We start from the raw sequence: 15,335 nt of genomic DNA, 5'->3' as shown, positions 1-15,335 counted from the left end.
GTTCCAGTGTGACCGCTGCGAATGCCATAGAGCCACTCCTCGCCTCAGCGCCGCCTCTCCATCGCGAACAGGCGACCGCCCTCTGGACTTCAGTTGCCGGCGCCCTCGACGATTTGATCGTGCAGATGGCCGAGGCGAAGGAACCTTCTGCCACCGTGCCTGATTCAGTCCGGTTGGCTATCGGTGAGCTCGAGGAGCCCTGCAGGAAGCTGCGAGACCTGCTTTTCCATTCGCCGGTATACGTCGTTAGGGGAGAGTCGAGCGAAAGGTCCCAGCGGTGGCTGATCCAGTACGTCGAAATCACCAAGGCGGACGAGCTCGTTGTTGCACTTCGTGAGCTTCCGCTAGATGAATACCTACACCTCGCTAGCTTCCTGGCGAAGTGGCTTCACTCCGTCTGGGTGTCGCTGAACCCGGCAGGGCCTCCCTTCGACGACCCCGACCTCTATGTGAACCCCCCGGGCGGTAACTCTTGGAATTCGGCGGCTTTCGATCAATGGAAGTCGAAAGTTCGCGGCCTGGAATCTGATTTCCAGAAAGCTGCAGACCTAATCGCGGAAGCCTCAACCGTCTCCACGGTCGCGGAGGAGGTCACCCGGATCGCGGATAGGGTTAGACGCCAGGCTGGGGGAATTTCTGCTGATCGGCTCGCGAGTCTCTTCGATACACTGGGGCGCCAGGAGAGAGCCAGTGCCCGATTGTGGACCATACTTGCTGCGGCTTGCCTAATTGGAATTACCGTGGTCGCGGGGATAGCGCTGAACAACAACGACAGTGGCGGCATAGATTGGAAGGCCCAGGGCCTGCATTTGTTTCTGACCTTGCCGTTCGCTGCGCTGGCTGCGTACTCGTCGAGAGCCGCCAGTCGACACCGGCAGCAGGCGTGGTGGGCGGCATCGACTTCTGTGCAACTCCATACAGTGGTCGGTTACACGACGCCCCTCGATGACGAATCCCGATCTGCTCTGCTCGTACAGGTCGGGCAGCGAGTCTTCGCGCAACCGGCCGTGAACACGTCGTCGCAAGAACCCGACTCCGCCACGCTGACAGCGTCGATCGACACCCTGCTTTCGAAGCTTCCCAGTAAGTAGAGCCGAGTTACGCCTGGGTGTGCGTCGCGGGCTTGATCGCGCGTTAGTCCTGCAACCCGTCCAGTCCCGGACGCGGGAGACATCTATCTCGCGGCTCGAACGTATGTTCTAGACTTGCGTTGGGGGTGGGTAGGCGAAGGCGGTGAGATGTGGGCGAGTCCAAGGCCGTGGTGATCGAACAGCTGCGCAAATGCATGGCCGAAATTCCGGCGCGCTCTGTCGGCCCGGCGCGACCGTCCCTCTCTGCCTTGACTTGCGCAAAGACTGAGCAATCGACTCCTGAACCGGTGGCGCACTCGTCGCCGATTCGAACCCTCCCCGTGCCTGGACCGATCACTGAACTCTTGCCGCATCGGGGGCTGGCTCGCGGGTCCACCGTGCGACTCGATGGCGTCAGTTCGCTTCGTGCCGGTCTGCTCGCCTCGGTTACCCGATCCGGTGGTTGGGCTGCCGTCGTTGGAATGCCCACCCTGAGCCTGCTCGCAGCTACCGAGATGGGAGCTGACTTGCGTCATCTCGCGGTCATTCAAGATCCCGGCTCCGATCCGGTCGCCGTGGCTGCTGTGCTCGCGGACGGCATCGACTTCGTCCTGCTCTCACTCGCCGGCGCTGACGTCCCGCCCAGCCGGGCTCGCTCCGTGACCGCCCGCTGTCGCCGCAACGGAACCGTTCTCGCCTTCACCGATGGCCGCTGGCCGACCGCCGATCTGCACCTCGACGCACGCATCACTGCCTATCACGGGCTCGAGCCGGGCTACGGGCGCATCACCGGCGTCGACCTCGAAGTCCGCGCCACGACACGAGGTCAGCAACCCCGCCGACGCGTCGTCACGCTCGCCGGCCGCGGCGGGCGGGTCGACTGGTCGCCTGCCGCAGTGGATCAGGATGCCGGGGCGACACCAATGAGGATCGCGCAGTGACCCTGCCGCCGGGGCTCGAAGGCTGGGAGGAGCCGTTCCCCGGCGTCCCCACGATGCGCTACCTCGAGCGGCCCGTCGCGGTCTTCGTCGACATCTCACGCGTCCTACCCGGCAGCGCAGCCTTCACGCGCGCCGACACCCTTCCCCTGCGTGTTCGGGCCGGCGGCATTCAGCTCGAAGGACGAATGCCAGGCGAGTTGTACTGCTGGCTGCGCATCGCTTCTCTGCACTAGTCAACTTAATCGTGCACTCCACCTACCCTGCTTGGTCAAGACCGCGACCGTCCTGGCTGCGCGCAGGACGGGGTGAAGATCGCCGTCGCGGAGGTTGCCGGAGTCGGCCGACCATTGCGGGATTGGTCAAATCCGCGGTACTGGCTGATCAACGCGCACGCCGCGGCTTCGGTGGTTGCACTTGAAGCGCGGAACCCTGAGATCCGTCAGGCGGCCCCGAAAACGGCGGTGAGATCCCGCTTGTCGCCGCCGCAATCGCCTGCTCGACCGTCAGCATGCCTTACGCAAGGCCGAGTACGACCAATGGTTCTGTGCGAAGCGCAGTCTCAGGCTGTTCATCGATAACGTTGAGCGTGATGTGGGCGCCCGTTTCATCGACCCGCACGGTGAGGCTTGTGTTGTCGACCTCCAAGCCGACTGTCGCCGGCATCTCGGTTCGCTTGCTGGCCCAGGCGGCGGTTACTTCCGGCCGCATCGGTTGGTAGTGGCAATTGCAGGGCTGATGGACGAAACCATGAGTGGCCGCGGCTGAAGAACCTCGGCAGCATCCGCCTGTACCGCACGGACGACACCCCGCCCGGCTGGCCGGCGCTCACCGCTTCGCTTACGCGGCCGATCCGCTGGGAACTGATCGAATCGAGCAGCAGTACGACCCGATGGTGAAGTACGCCACCGCGCTCCGGCTCGGCACGGCGGAGGCGGAGCAGGTGCTGCGGCGCTTCGCCCGCGGGGCCCCGCACCCCACCTACCAGGCCTTCGAAGAACTCGGCCGCTCCGTGCCACGATCTTCGCCGGCGACTACCTCGCAAGCCCAGGGCTGCGCCGCGAGATCCACGGCGGGCCCCAGATCGTGGAGAACTGGAACAGCGCGAACACCGTGCTCCACTACGGCAAGGACAGTGCCCTGACCGGCCCGGACAAGGAACATGCCGAGACGAACATGCTGGCACTCCATCTCCTCCAGTCGAGCCGGGTTCACCACAACATGCTGCTGCTCCAGCAGGTTCTCGCTGAGCCCGCCTGGGCGAAGAAGCTGAGCGGTGAGGACCCCCACGGGCTAACCGCGCTGTTCTGGTCCAATGTCAACCTCTGCGGCACCTACCGACTCGATATGGACAAGCGCCTGGACCTGAGGTCGGCCGCCGCTGTGCCCCGCCCTCGCACGTCGGTGGACGTCGTCACCTCTACGGGCCGGGAGCCGGGCTTATCCCTACGACGGCTTCGCGGTGGTCCGCTCCTGGGAAGCGCCGAGGGCGACGACCATGACGGTGAGAGGCGCTGCGCCCATGACGCCAGAGTCGTGGCCCGAGTGGCTCTATGCGTCGGGCCAGAAAGCGAGGTCGTCGCCGAGGTGCATCTCGCCGGGGCCCATCTCGATGCGGGCGCCGTCCTGGCGCGATCCCATCGCACGCCCAGCACTGCCAGGACTTTCCACCACCTCAGCAAATCGTGCGCATACGACCGGACTGTCAACGGACTGACGTCGGACAGCGCAAGACTCGCCAGGTACGCCGAGATCGGCTCGAGCTCGACCCCGTCGGCAACCACCACGTACGGCACCACAGCCGGCGGCTCGACACACTGCACGTTCCCCACCGCTGGAAGCGCGATGCGCCCCTCGCGAAGCGCTCGCCGCAACTCGTCTATCCCGCCCACCCCCCGTAGTCAGATATGCAGACTATGTCCAGAAGGTGCAGTTAACAGGACTGACGGTCGCTGGCTCGCCCAGGTCTGCGTGCCCGCCCGATCGGCCAACGGGCGCAGCGAACTCGACCTCTGGCTGTGGGTCGACGCCGCGCACGTCACGCCCCGAGCAGTCTGAGCTCTCTATTGGACTCGCCAGCGTCAATCGCCACTGTGGTGCTTCTGGCACCTTCGAACCCCCAGATGTGCGAGCCTGGTTCACCGTGACTGCGTGTGGCCATAAGAAGTGCGAGAACGAGTCCGACGCCGAGAAGGCCGGGCTCGCGGCAGCATCGCAAGTACTGAACGACTCCGGACTGCAACGGGTATGCGAGAACGAAGCCGATGGACCGGTCCCCGACTACCGCTCCGCACGCCACACGGTCGAGGTCAAACAGCTGGCAAGTACGAGCTATGAGGCGTTGAGAAGGGCTTCTAGTAAAAACTCCGGCATCCACCCAGTGCCGGCCCTGACCAAAACATGGATGATCTCCACCGACGCTACTGCCTCGTCATTCGCGATAAGACACGACGTCAAGGCACCATTCTTCCCGAAGTTGCCCAAGAAACTTGGACCATTGCTACGCGAGCTGGAGGATCGCGGCATATTCAGCTACCGCGAGCTCGTAAAAATTGGGAATCGAGAGAGGTTCAAAGCAAGCGCCACCGGGTCACCAGAACCTGCCCTTGAACTGGCTAGGCGGATTGTCGCCATCCTCGGGGATAACCCAACCTGCGAGGCAATCGACTCTGAGGGTAGTGAGCGTCTCCCCAAAGGAATCATGCTGACACGCAAGGAGTCGGGTTCTCGCGTTCCCGATCTGAATGTCACCGTTCGCGATGTAGTCCAGAACTGGATCGAGTCTGATTCGGAAAACATGCGTGCATCAATGAGTCGCGAGGGGAACCTGCAGATCCGCTGCGGCGTTGTCGTCGCGCCCGGCTATGGGTACGGATTCAAAATCATGCGGGCACTGGGCGTGGACTTCCCGGAACTGAGCGACGTTCCAACCGATCCTCTGAAGCTCCCCGACGAGTTGGACATCCTGATCATCGTAGCCGCTGATCAGGTCATATCATTCCGGAAGTCACCCGGAAAATGGGAACGCACACAGCTGGCCACGATCCCACTGACCGGCTAGGTAGCTCTGATGAAGAGAAGACGTGAAACGAAATCTTACATGGAGATTCCGTTTCACGTCTTCATCTAATTGCATCTAACTTTACTTAACTTTATTACGCTCGCCGTAGTATACAGTCACCGCTAGGCTGACAATACCCACAAGCGAGCTCAAAATTGTCAATGTGAACACATTGAACTCCTGCCGCTAAATATCACCTCAATTTGTTCCATGAAACTCGTTTAGGTAATTTTCATCCAAGGATTGATTAACCAGTGACCAATCGATACTTGAATGCCTTCATCGCACGCAAGAAGCGTGCGTCACGCCCCATGAGGGCTTTTACAGGTAACCACGTCCGACCCTCGATTGTCAAGGCGGTCGACATGGCTTCGGCCCGGTCGACGGGCCCGCCCGGGAAGCGTCCTAAGACTAGCACTAAAAGCCCGACAAGAATGGATCTACGGAAACCGTCGAAGACTCTTTATGTGAAATTTCATCGAGGTTCGATGGGGTCGCATTCGAACAGTCGAAGCGCCTCGAGTTCAATTGTCGCACAGGGGCCCGTCCGGTCCACTACATCAAGCGCGAGCGAACAGCTCCCCGCTCGCGCGGTAGCCGGCCGAGAGGCTCGGGAGCCTCACCAGCACGGCGTGCGGCATGTTGGGCAACGCTGCACCAAAACGACGCACGGCGTGATGGCCCCCCTCGCTACCAGGCTTGCGGATCCTCGTGATGGCCCTCGTGGTGCCAACGTCGCGCGCGCGGTTTTGGCCCCTCGGTGCCCGCGCCGTGGGGTGTTCGGAAAGCGATCTTGGTCTCAACGGGTCAGCGCATCACAGACTGTAGTGGTCATCCCCAGAAGATCGGGTCTCCGCTGTTCTCGACGTGGTCGAGCAAGTCCTGCACGTGCGGGCTCGGCGCCAAGGACGTGTAGCGGTGGAAGGCGAGGTTGCGGTCCCGCCAGTACAGGGTCCACAGTCCGGTCTTCTTGGTGTAGCACAGGCGGGCGATCGGAAACCGGGTCCACTCCGGGCCGAGGTCCTCCCGCCACGGCGGCCGGCATTCGCAGATCGTCAGATGACGCGGCTCGATGTCGCATTCGACTCGGATCTCATGGCGCAGATTCCCGGGAACTCTGCTCTCGCAGTACTTCACGACCCGAGCGACGTCGAGTTCGGGAAGTCCGGTGAGCGCCATGGTCAACATCATGCCAACCGCAGGCGGGTGGGAGGCTAGTTGTTGCGGTTCATGAGGTTGATGACGCGGTAGGGAGACGTCGGTAGAAACGGGCGCGGGTCTCGATCGGCAGGATGAGAAGTGCGACCAACTCGTCCCGGCCAGAAAGAGACCCGCGTGTCCCACCGTAACGCCCCGCTCACCCCTGCGGGAAGGCTGCGGCTCGTCCGCCGCTGCGAGCACCGGCCGATCGCGCATGTCGCCGCCGAGGCCGGCATCTCCCGTCAGTGCCTGTCGAAGTGGGTGAACCGCTACCGGACCGGCGGTGAGGCCGGGTTGCTCGACCGGGCCTGCGTCCCGCACCACCAACCGGCCACCCTCGACCCGGCGTTGGTCGCCAAGATCGAGCGGTTGCGACGGGAACGGAAGTGGTCCGCCCGCCGCATCGCCGGCGAACTCGCCACCGACGGCCACCAAGTCTCGGTGTCGACCGTGGGGCGGTGGCTGGTGCGCCTGGGCATCAACCGGCGCCGATTCCTCGACCCGAACGGCGCCGACAACCGCAAGCCCGCGAACACCATCGTCGCCCGCTACCCCGGCCACATGGTCCACGTCGACATCAAGAAGGTCGGACGGATCCCCGACGGCGGTGGCTGGCGCGTGCACGGCCGCGGCAGCGACCACGCCAAGACCGTCGATCGCGGCAAGAAGCGCGGCACCCGCACCGGATACGTCTACCTGCACTCGATCGTCGACGGATTCTCCCGCCTCGCCTACACCGAAGCACTACCCGACGAAAAAGGGTGTCACTGCAGTCGGTTTCATCAACCGCGCCAAGGTGTTCTTCGCCGCCCACGGCATCACCCGGTTCACCAGGGTGGTCACCGACAACGGTGCCTGCTACCGCTCGACGGTATTCGCCCGCACCCTCACCGGGATGCGGCACCAGTTCATCCGGCCCTACACCCCACGGCACAACGGGAAGGTCGAGCGCTACAACCGGATCCTCGCCGAGGAGTTCCTCTACGCCCGCGAATGGACCAGTGAGACGCAGCGGTCCCAGGCCCTGAGTGTCTGGAACATCCACTACAACTACCATCGACCCCACACTGCCGCCGGGAACCGGCCGCCAGCGACCCGACTCCACACCGGCGTCACCAACGTCATGACCTCATACAGCTAGCCGGCTGCTGCGGCGGCGAACAGCAGTCTTTCTCGCTGGCGGGGACTGTGCCAGTCAAGGACACGGCGAGGCCGGTTGTTGAGTCTGGCCGCGATCACGTCGAGGTCGTCCTGGGTGAAACCGCGCAGGTCGGCGTTCTTGCTCAGGTACTGACGAAGGAGCCCGTTTGTGTTCTCGTTCGTCCCGCGTTGCCACGGATGATGCGGGGCGCAGAAGTACACCGGCATGTCCAGGGCTGCGGTGATCCGCTCGTGCTCGGCCATCTCCCGTCCCCGATCCCACGTCAGCGACCGACGTAGCTGCGACGGTAGCTGCGCCAGATAGGTGATCAGCGCATCCGCAACCGCATGGGCGCGATATCCGTCAGGGAGCGCCACCACATGCGTGACACGGGTGTGCCGGTCCACCAACGTCGCGACCGCCGATGGCCGGGTACCGAATACCAGATCCCCCTCCAAATGCCCGGGTTCGCTACGAGTCTCCGCTGCAGAGCCGCGGAGGTCGATCGAGACCATGTTGGATATCCGGCCACGTCCGTGGGACCGCTTCTTCCCCCGTGGTCGGCGAATCGGACGATCCGTACGCAGTTCGTGAAATAGTTTGCTGTCGAACACTTTCCGAGCCGGAACATACAGGCACCGATAGATGGTCTCGTGTGAGATCCACATCTGCCGATCGGCCGGGTGCTGGAGCCGGAGCCAGGCGGAGATCTGCTGTGAGGACCACTGCTCACTCAACTGTGCCGTGATGATGTCCCGCAGGATCGATCGAGTGCACAGTATCGATTCCTTGGGGCGGCGAGCGCGGACATACGCCGCGGCATCCGCGTCCACCGCTCGGTACTTGTCACGGCCGCCGTTGCGGGCGATCTCACGTGACACCGTCGACGACGCCCGCCCCAATCTCTCGGCGATCGCCCGAGAGCTGTCCCCAGCAGCGATCCCGCGGGAAATCTCTTCACGCTCGTCTGCGGTGAGATGACCGGCCCGGCGCTGTCGTGGCGTCGGCCGGATACCACCGGACTCGCGCAGAAAACGACGAATCCGGGGCAGCGTCACCCCCAGGGCACGCCCTATTTCCCGCAACGATTCCCCGCGTCGATGGAGATCCCAGATCAGATTCTCTTGCTCCACACCGAACCCGAGCGCCTTGCCGCCCACCCATGCCTCCACGGTCACGCATCATTTCACCAGCAGTGATGCGCTGACCCGTTGAGACCAAGGTGGATATCCGAACCAGCGACAGGACCGTTCCACTCGGACAGAGGTTTTCAGTACATTCACGCCTTCTCGATCTCGTCTGCGGGGCTGCCCAGATGCGGCGAAGATCAGCGAGACACCCGGCACCAAACGCCGAGTGTGCGTGTGCCCATCGTGGCCTTGTCGGCAGTAACCCCGCACCGAGTGTGGTCCGGTAGCGGCGGGGCGTGCACATTCGGTGGCTGTGTGCGCGGGGACGAGTTCGGGGCACGGTCCCGCAAGCCTTCGGATTGTGCGGTTACAGTGCTGGATTGCAGCGGGGCGACCACTCGGTTTCGGTGTGGTCCCGTCGGCTGTAGCTGCCAGGAGTGTCGGCCCACGGTCGGCGTTCACCCGAACGTGAAGGAGCTCTGCGCATGCCCACCCTCGTGATCGATCGCCCGCGGCGCCGCACACGCGGCCGCCCACGGCTGCTGCGTGCCGCCCTCAGCGGGCTGGCCACAGTCGGTATCGCGGTCGCGCTGACCGCTCCTGCCGCGGCGGCACCGGTCGGCGTGCCGGTAACCACGCCCGGCCCCGTCACCGCTTGGGGGCGGGTCGACAGTGCGCCGACCGGTCGCGGCTTCACCGCGATCGCCGCCGGCCCTTTCTATTCCCTCGCGCTGACCGCGGACGGCCACATCACCGCCTGGGGCAGTTCCACCTTCGGGCACGTCCGCAATGCGCCGACCGGCGCCGGCTACACCGCGATCGCCGCCGGCACCAACCATTCCCTCGCTCTGACCGCGGACGGCCACATCACTGCCTGGGGATACGACGGCATCGGGCAGGTCAGCAATGCGCCGACCGGCGCCGGCTACACCGCGATCGCCGCCGGCACCAACGATTCCCTCGCGCTGACCGCGGACGGCCACATCACCGGCTGGGGATGGGACGCCTGGGGGCAGGTCAGCGGCGCCCCGACCGGCGGCGGGTACACCGCGATCGCCGCCGGCCACACTCATTCCCTCGCTCTGACCGCGGACGGCCACATCACCGCCTGGGGATCGAACGACTTCGGGCAGGTCAGCGGCGCCCCGACCGGCAGCGGGTACATCGCGATCGCCGCCGGCACCAACGATTCCCTCGCACTGACCGCGGACGGCCACATCACCGCCTGGGGATCGAACGACTTCGGGCAGGTCAGCGGCGCCCCGACCGGCAGCGGCTTCACCGCGATCGCTGCCGGCGAAAATCATTCCCTTGCCCTGTCCGCGGACGGCCACATCACCGCCTGGGGATCGAACGACTTCGGGCAGGTCAGTGGCGCGCCGACCGGCGGCGGGTACACCGCGATCGCCGGCGGCGGCGTCCATTCCCTCGCGCTGGATGCACGCGCACCGGCCCTGACCTTCATACTCCCCGCCGTCGTCGGCCGGCCCTACCACCACGCCTTCACACTGACCGGGACTCCGGTCCCCACCGTGGCCGTCACCACCGGCACCCTGCCCGACGGACTGATCCTCACCCCCGCCGGTGTGCTGTCCGGCACCCCCACCACCGCCGGCACCTCCACCTTCATGATCACCGCCAGCAACGGTGCCGGACCGGATGTGGTCTTCTACGTCACCCTCACCGTCACCGCCGACACCACACCGTCCGGGTCGCTCGGGAGCCTCGGCTCATTGTCCTGGGCACCCTGACCCGCCAACAGCACCCTCTGCACACCTCAGTGGCCGCGTACCCCTCTTCGGGGTGCGCGGCCACCGGCCTTTTCGCACCGACAGTACAACGGGGCCGACAGCACAACAGGAAAGGCCACCGACCACAACCATCACCACGTCCGTGAACGGTCCCGGGACTTGTGGCCCCTCTCCCTGGAGGCGGCCACGAGTCCCGGGACCGTCGTCACCTATGCCAAACACGCGCTGTCGCAACGAAAAGGCACACCAACCCGGCAGTGCAGAGTGGACATAGTCAATAGCCGCCAGGGTGGCGGCGAGTTCGACCCCAACGATGTATGCGACAGACGGGACGCCACTTTCAGCCACCAGAACCGCGCCACTTATCGCTGAAAGTCACAGGGCTGTGCCCCCGGAGCTAGTCCGGGGGCACAGCCGTTCTCAAGATCAGTTCTTCGTTGACGGGTTGTTGCGATGCCGCTCAGCCGGATTCGGCCTGTTGTCCTCGATGTTCTTCGGTATGGCGGCACCCTCGTCCGCGGTTGCCTCGCTGCTGTGACTGACTCGGATTCGCGCGAGGCGCCAGGACCCGGTTCGTCAGGGACCAGCACGGCCGAGCCCACATCCAGTACCGCACACGCCGCGCAGACGGCGAGATGGAACTCGAGGGCGATTGGCCCGTCAATCCCAACGACGCCGACATCACCGCCCGCGCGATCTGGTACCTGATCACCCAAGCCCAGTTCGCCATCCGCTGAGTCCGCCGCACACCCGAAATCTGCGTCGATGACCTCAATCCGGCCGGTGTGCGGAAATCGGTCTTGGTCTCAACGGGTCAGCGCATCACTGCTGGTGAAATGATGCGTGACCGTGGAGGCATGGGTGGGCGGCAAGGCGCTCGGGTTCGGTGTGGAGCAAGAGAATCTGATCTGGGATCTCCATCGACGCGGGGAATCGTTGCGGGAAATAGGGCGTGCCCTGGGGGTGACGCTGCCCCGGATTCGTCGTTTTCTGCGCGAGTCCGGTGGTATCCGGCCGACGCCACGACAGCGCCGGGCCGGTCATCTCACCGCAGACGAGCGTGAAGAGATTTCCCGCGGGATCGCTGCTGGGGACAGCTCTCGGGCGATCGCCGAGAGATTGGGGCGGGCGTCGTCGACGGTGTCACGTGAGATCGCCCGCAACGGCGGCCGTGACAAGTACCGAGCGGTGGACGCGGATGCCGCGGCGTATGTCCGCGCTCGCCGCCCCAAGGAATCGATACTGTGCACTCGATCGATCCTGCGGGACATCATCACGGCACAGTTGAGTGAGCAGTGGTCCTCACAGCAGATCTCCGCCTGGCTCCGGCTCCAGCACCCGGCCGATCGGCAGATGTGGATCTCACACGAGACCATCTATCGGTGCCTGTATGTTCCGGCTCGGAAAGTGTTCGACAGCAAACTATTTCACGAACTGCGTACGGATCGTCCGATTCGCCGACCACGGGGGAAGAAGCGGTCCCACGGACGTGGCCGGATATCCAACATGGTCTCGATCGACCTCCGCGGCTCTGCAGCGGAGACTCGTAGCGAACCCGGGCATTTGGAGGGGGATCTGGTATTCGGTACCCGGCCATCGGCGGTCGCGACGTTGGTGGACCGGCACACCCGTGTCACGCATGTGGTGGCGCTCCCTGACGGATATCGCGCCCATGCGGTTGCGGATGCGCTGATCACCTATCTGGCGCAGCTACCGTCGCAGCTACGTCGGTCGCTGACGTGGGATCGGGGACGGGAGATGGCCGAGCACGAGCGGATCACCGCAGCCCTGGACATGCCGGTGTACTTCTGCGCCCCGCATCATCCGTGGCAACGCGGGACGAACGAGAACACAAACGGGCTCCTTCGTCAGTACCTGAGCAAGAACGCCGACCTGCGCGGTTTCACCCAGGACGACCTCGACGTGATCGCGGCCAGACTCAACAACCGGCCTCGCCGTGTCCTTGACTGGCACAGTCCCCGCCAGCGAGAAAGACTGCTGTTCGCCGCCGCAGCAGCCGGCTAGCTGTATGAGGTCATGACGTTGGTGACGCCGGTGTGGAGTCGGGTCGCTGGCGGCCGGTTCCCGGCGGCAGTGTGGGGTCGATGGTAGTTGTAGTGGATGTTCCAGACACTCAGGGCCTGGGACCGCTGCGTCTCACTGGTCCATTCGCGGGCGTAGAGGAACTCCTCGGCGAGGATCCGGTTGTAGCGCTCGACCTTCCCGTTGTGCCGTGGGGTGTAGGGCCGGATGAACTGGTGCCGCATCCCGGTGAGGGTGCGGGCGAATACCGTCGAGCGGTAGCAGGCACCGTTGTCGGTGACCACCCTGGTGAACCGGGTGATGCCGTGGGCGGCGAAGAACACCTTGGCGCGGTTGATGAAACCGACTGCAGTGACACCCTTTTTCGTCGGGTAGTGCTTCGGTGTAGGCGAGGCGGGAGAATCCGTCGACGATCGAGTGCAGGTAGACGTATCCGGTGCGGGTGCCGCGCTTCTTGCCGCGATCGACGGTCTTGGCGTGGTCGCTGCCGCGGCCGTGCACGCGCCAGCCACCGCCGTCGGGGATCCGTCCGACCTTCTTGATGTCGACGTGGACCATGTGGCCGGGGTAGCGGGCGACGATGGTGTTCGCGGGCTTGCGGTTGTCGGCGCCGTTCGGGTCGAGGAATCGGCGCCGGTTGATGCCCAGGCGCACCAGCCACCGCCCCACGGTCGACACCGAGACTTGGTGGCCGTCGGTGGCGAGTTCGCCGGCGATGCGGCGGGCGGACCACTTCCGTTCCCGTCGCAACCGCTCGATCTTGGCGACCAACGCCGGGTCGAGGGTGGCCGGTTGGTGGTGCGGGACGCAGGCCCGGTCGAGCAACCCGGCCTCACCGCCGGTCCGGTAGCGGTTCACCCACTTCGACAGGCACTGACGGGAGATGCCGGCCTCGGCGGCGACATGCGCGATCGGCCGGTGCTCGCAGCGGCGGACGAGCCGCAGCCTTCCCGCAGGGGTGAGCGGGGCGTTACGGTGGGACACGCGGGTCTCTTTCTGGCCGGGACGAGTTGGTCGCACTTCTCATCCTGCCGATCGAGACCCGCGCCCGTTTCTACCGACGTCTCCCTACCGCGTCATCAACCTCATGAACCGCAACAACTAGCCTCCCACCCGCCTGCGGTTGGCATGATGTTGACCATGGCGCTCACCGGACTTCCCGAACTCGACGTCGCTCGGGTCGTGAAGTACTGCGAGAGCAGAGTTCCCGGGAATCTGCGCCATGAGATCCGAGTCGAATGCGACATCGAGCCGCGTCATCTGACGATCTGCGAATGCCGGCCGCCGTGGCGGGAGGACCTCGGCCCGGAGTGGACCCGGTTTCCGATCGCCCGCCTGTGCTACACCAAGAAGACCGGACTGTGGACCCTGTACTGGCGGGACCGCAACCTCGCCTTCCACCGCTACACGTCCTTGGCGCCGAGCCCGCACGTGCAGGACTTGCTCGACCACGTCGAGAACAGCGGAGACCCGATCTTCTGGGGATGACCACTACAGTCTGTGATGCGCTGACCCGTTGAGACCAAGATCGCTTTCCGAACACCCCACGGCGCGGGCACGGATACCGGCTCCCCGGTCGGGGTGATTCACTTGCCGCATGGCATTCGATGCATTGGGCGCAGTCGTCATGATTTCAGGCCCACGCGACACCAGCGCTGAAGTGACGGCGGTCAGAGAGGCGATCGCCCAATGGAACAGCGACCATGCGATCGACCAACGAGTGGTCTTCATCGTGAAGCACTATGCGACCGACGCCGTTCCGATCTACGCCGGCGATGTCGATGGTCAGGTTGTCATCAACCACCAACTCACCGAGCAAAGCGACGTCGTAATCTGCCTGTTCAAGCATCGCCTCGGAACCGCTACCTCTCGCAACAAGCATTCGGGAACCATCGAGGAAGCGGACTTGCGCCGCGTCAATCACCCCGTTCATATGTACTTCTCGAAGGGTGACGTGCCACTGGCGGTCTGGAACGAGAGCGAGAGCAAGAAGGAGTTCGATCGGCTCCTTGCGTTCCAGAAGCTCTTTTCCAAGGATCCCTTGGGGCTGTACAAAACCTTTGACTCGATCGAATCTCTGAAAGAGAGCGTCACGCGTGCGCTGTCGCACGATGCGAAGGTGCTCCAGGCGAAGGGCGTCGCGGCGACGCCGCTGAGTACGAGCGCACGTCCCTTCTCCACCCTGAAGCTTCGGATCGAGGGAACAGTCTGGCGTGCACGGGAGTGCGTAAGTGAACTTGTGGACGCGCTCGTCAGCATCGATGTCGAGGAAGAAAGGGAGTGGGCGGACAAGAATTCGTCTCAGTTCACCTCTCCCGTCGCAATGACATTGTCTGCAATCCCGAGGCGCACGCCGAAGACGGACGAAGAAATACGAGTCTGGGCAAACAATGCTCGACGTGGAGTCGATCGTTACGACAAACGGGCTGCCGCAGCGGCTGGGAAGCCGCTGGAAATCAGCATTTCGACCGAAACTCCGTTGGAAGGGGTCGAGCTAGAAGTAGTCTTCCGGGGTGTTGAAGGGCTCACTCCAACTGGATTTAGTTACCATGATCTTTGGGCGCCTCTGAGCAAGCTGCGGCGGCCTCATCAATTCGATCGGCCGTCCCTAGCCGGCGTCGTTCCGCCGGACCGGCAGTGGGTCCAGGACGGTGACGACCTTGTCCTGACAATCGATTTCGGGCGCCTAAGGAAGCGTCGAATTCCTGACGTTGTGAACCCGGTGATCCTTCGGCTTCTGAATCCTGAAGACCGTTGCCGCGAGATCGAGTACTCGTGGCGGGTAACTGCCGAAGGCATCAATGAAGAGGCATCAGGAGTGGGAACCTTGCCTGTGATGACTCCTGAGCAGGCCGAAGAAGCGATTCAAGTCTGGACGCACTGACTTCGATGGCCGGATTGGGTGGGTGGTCAGCATGCTTCGGGCGGTCCTTCCCTCGGCCGTACCGGGGCTTGGAGCAGGGTGCCGGCGGTGACGGACAGGGTGGGGCGGGCTCGCCGG

The 15,335-nt window shown here is 64.2% G+C and carries 11 protein-coding genes and 3 pseudogenes; 11 read left to right on the top strand and 3 right to left on the bottom strand.

All coding sequences use genetic code 11. From position 1 onward, the window contains the following. Positions 1-8: 8 nt before the first annotated feature. The 6 genes and pseudogenes from ACQ5DX_RS29025 to ACQ5DX_RS29000 all read left to right on the top strand — a co-directional run bounded on the left by ACQ5DX_RS29025 (position 9) and on the right by ACQ5DX_RS29000 (position 5,069). Positions 9-1,091, top strand: a complete 1,083-nt coding sequence (locus tag ACQ5DX_RS29025; protein ID WP_430336187.1) for a hypothetical protein — start codon at positions 9-11, stop codon at positions 1,089-1,091. Between the two features lie 149 nt (positions 1,092-1,240). Then, a complete protein-coding gene (locus tag ACQ5DX_RS29020) occupies positions 1,241-2,011 on the top strand; it encodes a hypothetical protein (protein WP_430336186.1) in 771 nt (256 codons plus the stop codon). Next, positions 2,008-2,244 carry a hypothetical protein gene (locus tag ACQ5DX_RS29015; protein WP_430336185.1) on the top strand — a complete coding sequence of 79 codons (237 nt, stop codon included), beginning with the start codon at positions 2,008-2,010 and terminating at the stop codon, positions 2,242-2,244. Before ACQ5DX_RS29020 ends, ACQ5DX_RS29015 begins: the two co-directional genes overlap by 4 nt. Before the next feature lie 518 nt (positions 2,245-2,762). After that, positions 2,763-3,005: pseudogene (locus ACQ5DX_RS29010) on the top strand (Tn3 family transposase); the annotation flags it as partial. Positions 3,006-3,028: 23 nt separating this feature from the next. Continuing rightward, the gene (locus ACQ5DX_RS29005; protein ID WP_430336342.1) at positions 3,029-4,066 is read left to right on the top strand and encodes a Tn3 family transposase; all 1,038 of its coding nucleotides are present in this window, start codon (positions 3,029-3,031) and stop codon (positions 4,064-4,066) included. An 85-nt stretch (positions 4,067-4,151) separates the two neighbouring features. Continuing rightward, positions 4,152-5,069 (top strand): hypothetical protein, encoded by a 918-nt coding sequence (locus ACQ5DX_RS29000; protein WP_430336184.1) that lies wholly within the window; start codon positions 4,152-4,154, stop codon positions 5,067-5,069. A gap of 831 nt (positions 5,070-5,900) precedes the next feature. Here the strand turns inward: ACQ5DX_RS29000 and ACQ5DX_RS28995 are convergent. Then, positions 5,901-6,248 (bottom strand): DUF3024 domain-containing protein, encoded by a 348-nt coding sequence (locus ACQ5DX_RS28995; protein ID WP_430336182.1) that lies wholly within the window; start codon positions 6,246-6,248, stop codon positions 5,901-5,903. Positions 6,249-6,404: 156 nt separating this feature from the next. Between ACQ5DX_RS28995 and ACQ5DX_RS28990 the strand changes: the two are divergent. After that, a pseudogene (locus ACQ5DX_RS28990) lies at positions 6,405-7,410 on the top strand (IS481 family transposase). Here ACQ5DX_RS28990 and ACQ5DX_RS28985 read toward each other — a convergent pair. Continuing rightward, on the bottom strand, positions 7,407-8,570 hold the full coding sequence (locus tag ACQ5DX_RS28985; RefSeq protein ID WP_430336341.1) for an IS30 family transposase: 1,164 nt from the start codon (positions 8,568-8,570) through the stop codon (positions 7,407-7,409). The pseudogene ACQ5DX_RS28990 and the gene ACQ5DX_RS28985 overlap by 4 nt on opposite strands. 455 nt (positions 8,571-9,025) lie before the next feature. Here ACQ5DX_RS28985 and ACQ5DX_RS28980 point away from each other — a divergent pair, with 455 nt between their 5' ends. Both ACQ5DX_RS28980 and ACQ5DX_RS28975 read left to right on the top strand, forming a co-directional pair. Further along, positions 9,026-10,291 carry an RCC1 domain-containing protein gene (locus ACQ5DX_RS28980; RefSeq protein ID WP_430336183.1) on the top strand — a complete coding sequence of 422 codons (1,266 nt, stop codon included), beginning with the start codon at positions 9,026-9,028 and terminating at the stop codon, positions 10,289-10,291. Positions 10,292-11,152: 861 nt separating this feature from the next. After that, complete coding sequence (locus ACQ5DX_RS28975; RefSeq protein ID WP_430336341.1) at positions 11,153-12,316, top strand: IS30 family transposase; 1,164 nt, start codon at positions 11,153-11,155, stop codon at positions 12,314-12,316. Here the strand turns inward: ACQ5DX_RS28975 and ACQ5DX_RS28970 are convergent. Beyond that, positions 12,313-13,318: pseudogene (locus ACQ5DX_RS28970) on the bottom strand (IS481 family transposase). The gene ACQ5DX_RS28975 and the pseudogene ACQ5DX_RS28970 overlap by 4 nt on opposite strands. A 156-nt stretch (positions 13,319-13,474) precedes the next feature. On the opposite strand from ACQ5DX_RS28970, the gene ACQ5DX_RS28965 reads away from it, so the two are divergent. Continuing rightward, entirely contained in the window at positions 13,475-13,822 is a 348-nt protein-coding gene (locus tag ACQ5DX_RS28965; RefSeq protein WP_430336182.1) for a DUF3024 domain-containing protein, read from the top strand. 109 nt (positions 13,823-13,931) lie between these two features. Then, entirely contained in the window at positions 13,932-15,218 is a 1,287-nt protein-coding gene (locus ACQ5DX_RS28960; RefSeq protein ID WP_430336181.1) for a hypothetical protein, read from the top strand. The last annotated feature ends 117 nt before the right edge of the window (positions 15,219-15,335 follow it).

The sequence above is a fragment of the Rhodococcus sp. ACT016 genome (assembly GCF_050477185.1).
Taxonomy (GTDB): Bacteria; Actinomycetota; Actinomycetes; order Mycobacteriales; family Mycobacteriaceae; genus Prescottella.
Note: the sequence above shows the minus strand (reverse complement) of the source record. Positions and strands in the feature narration are given on the sequence as shown.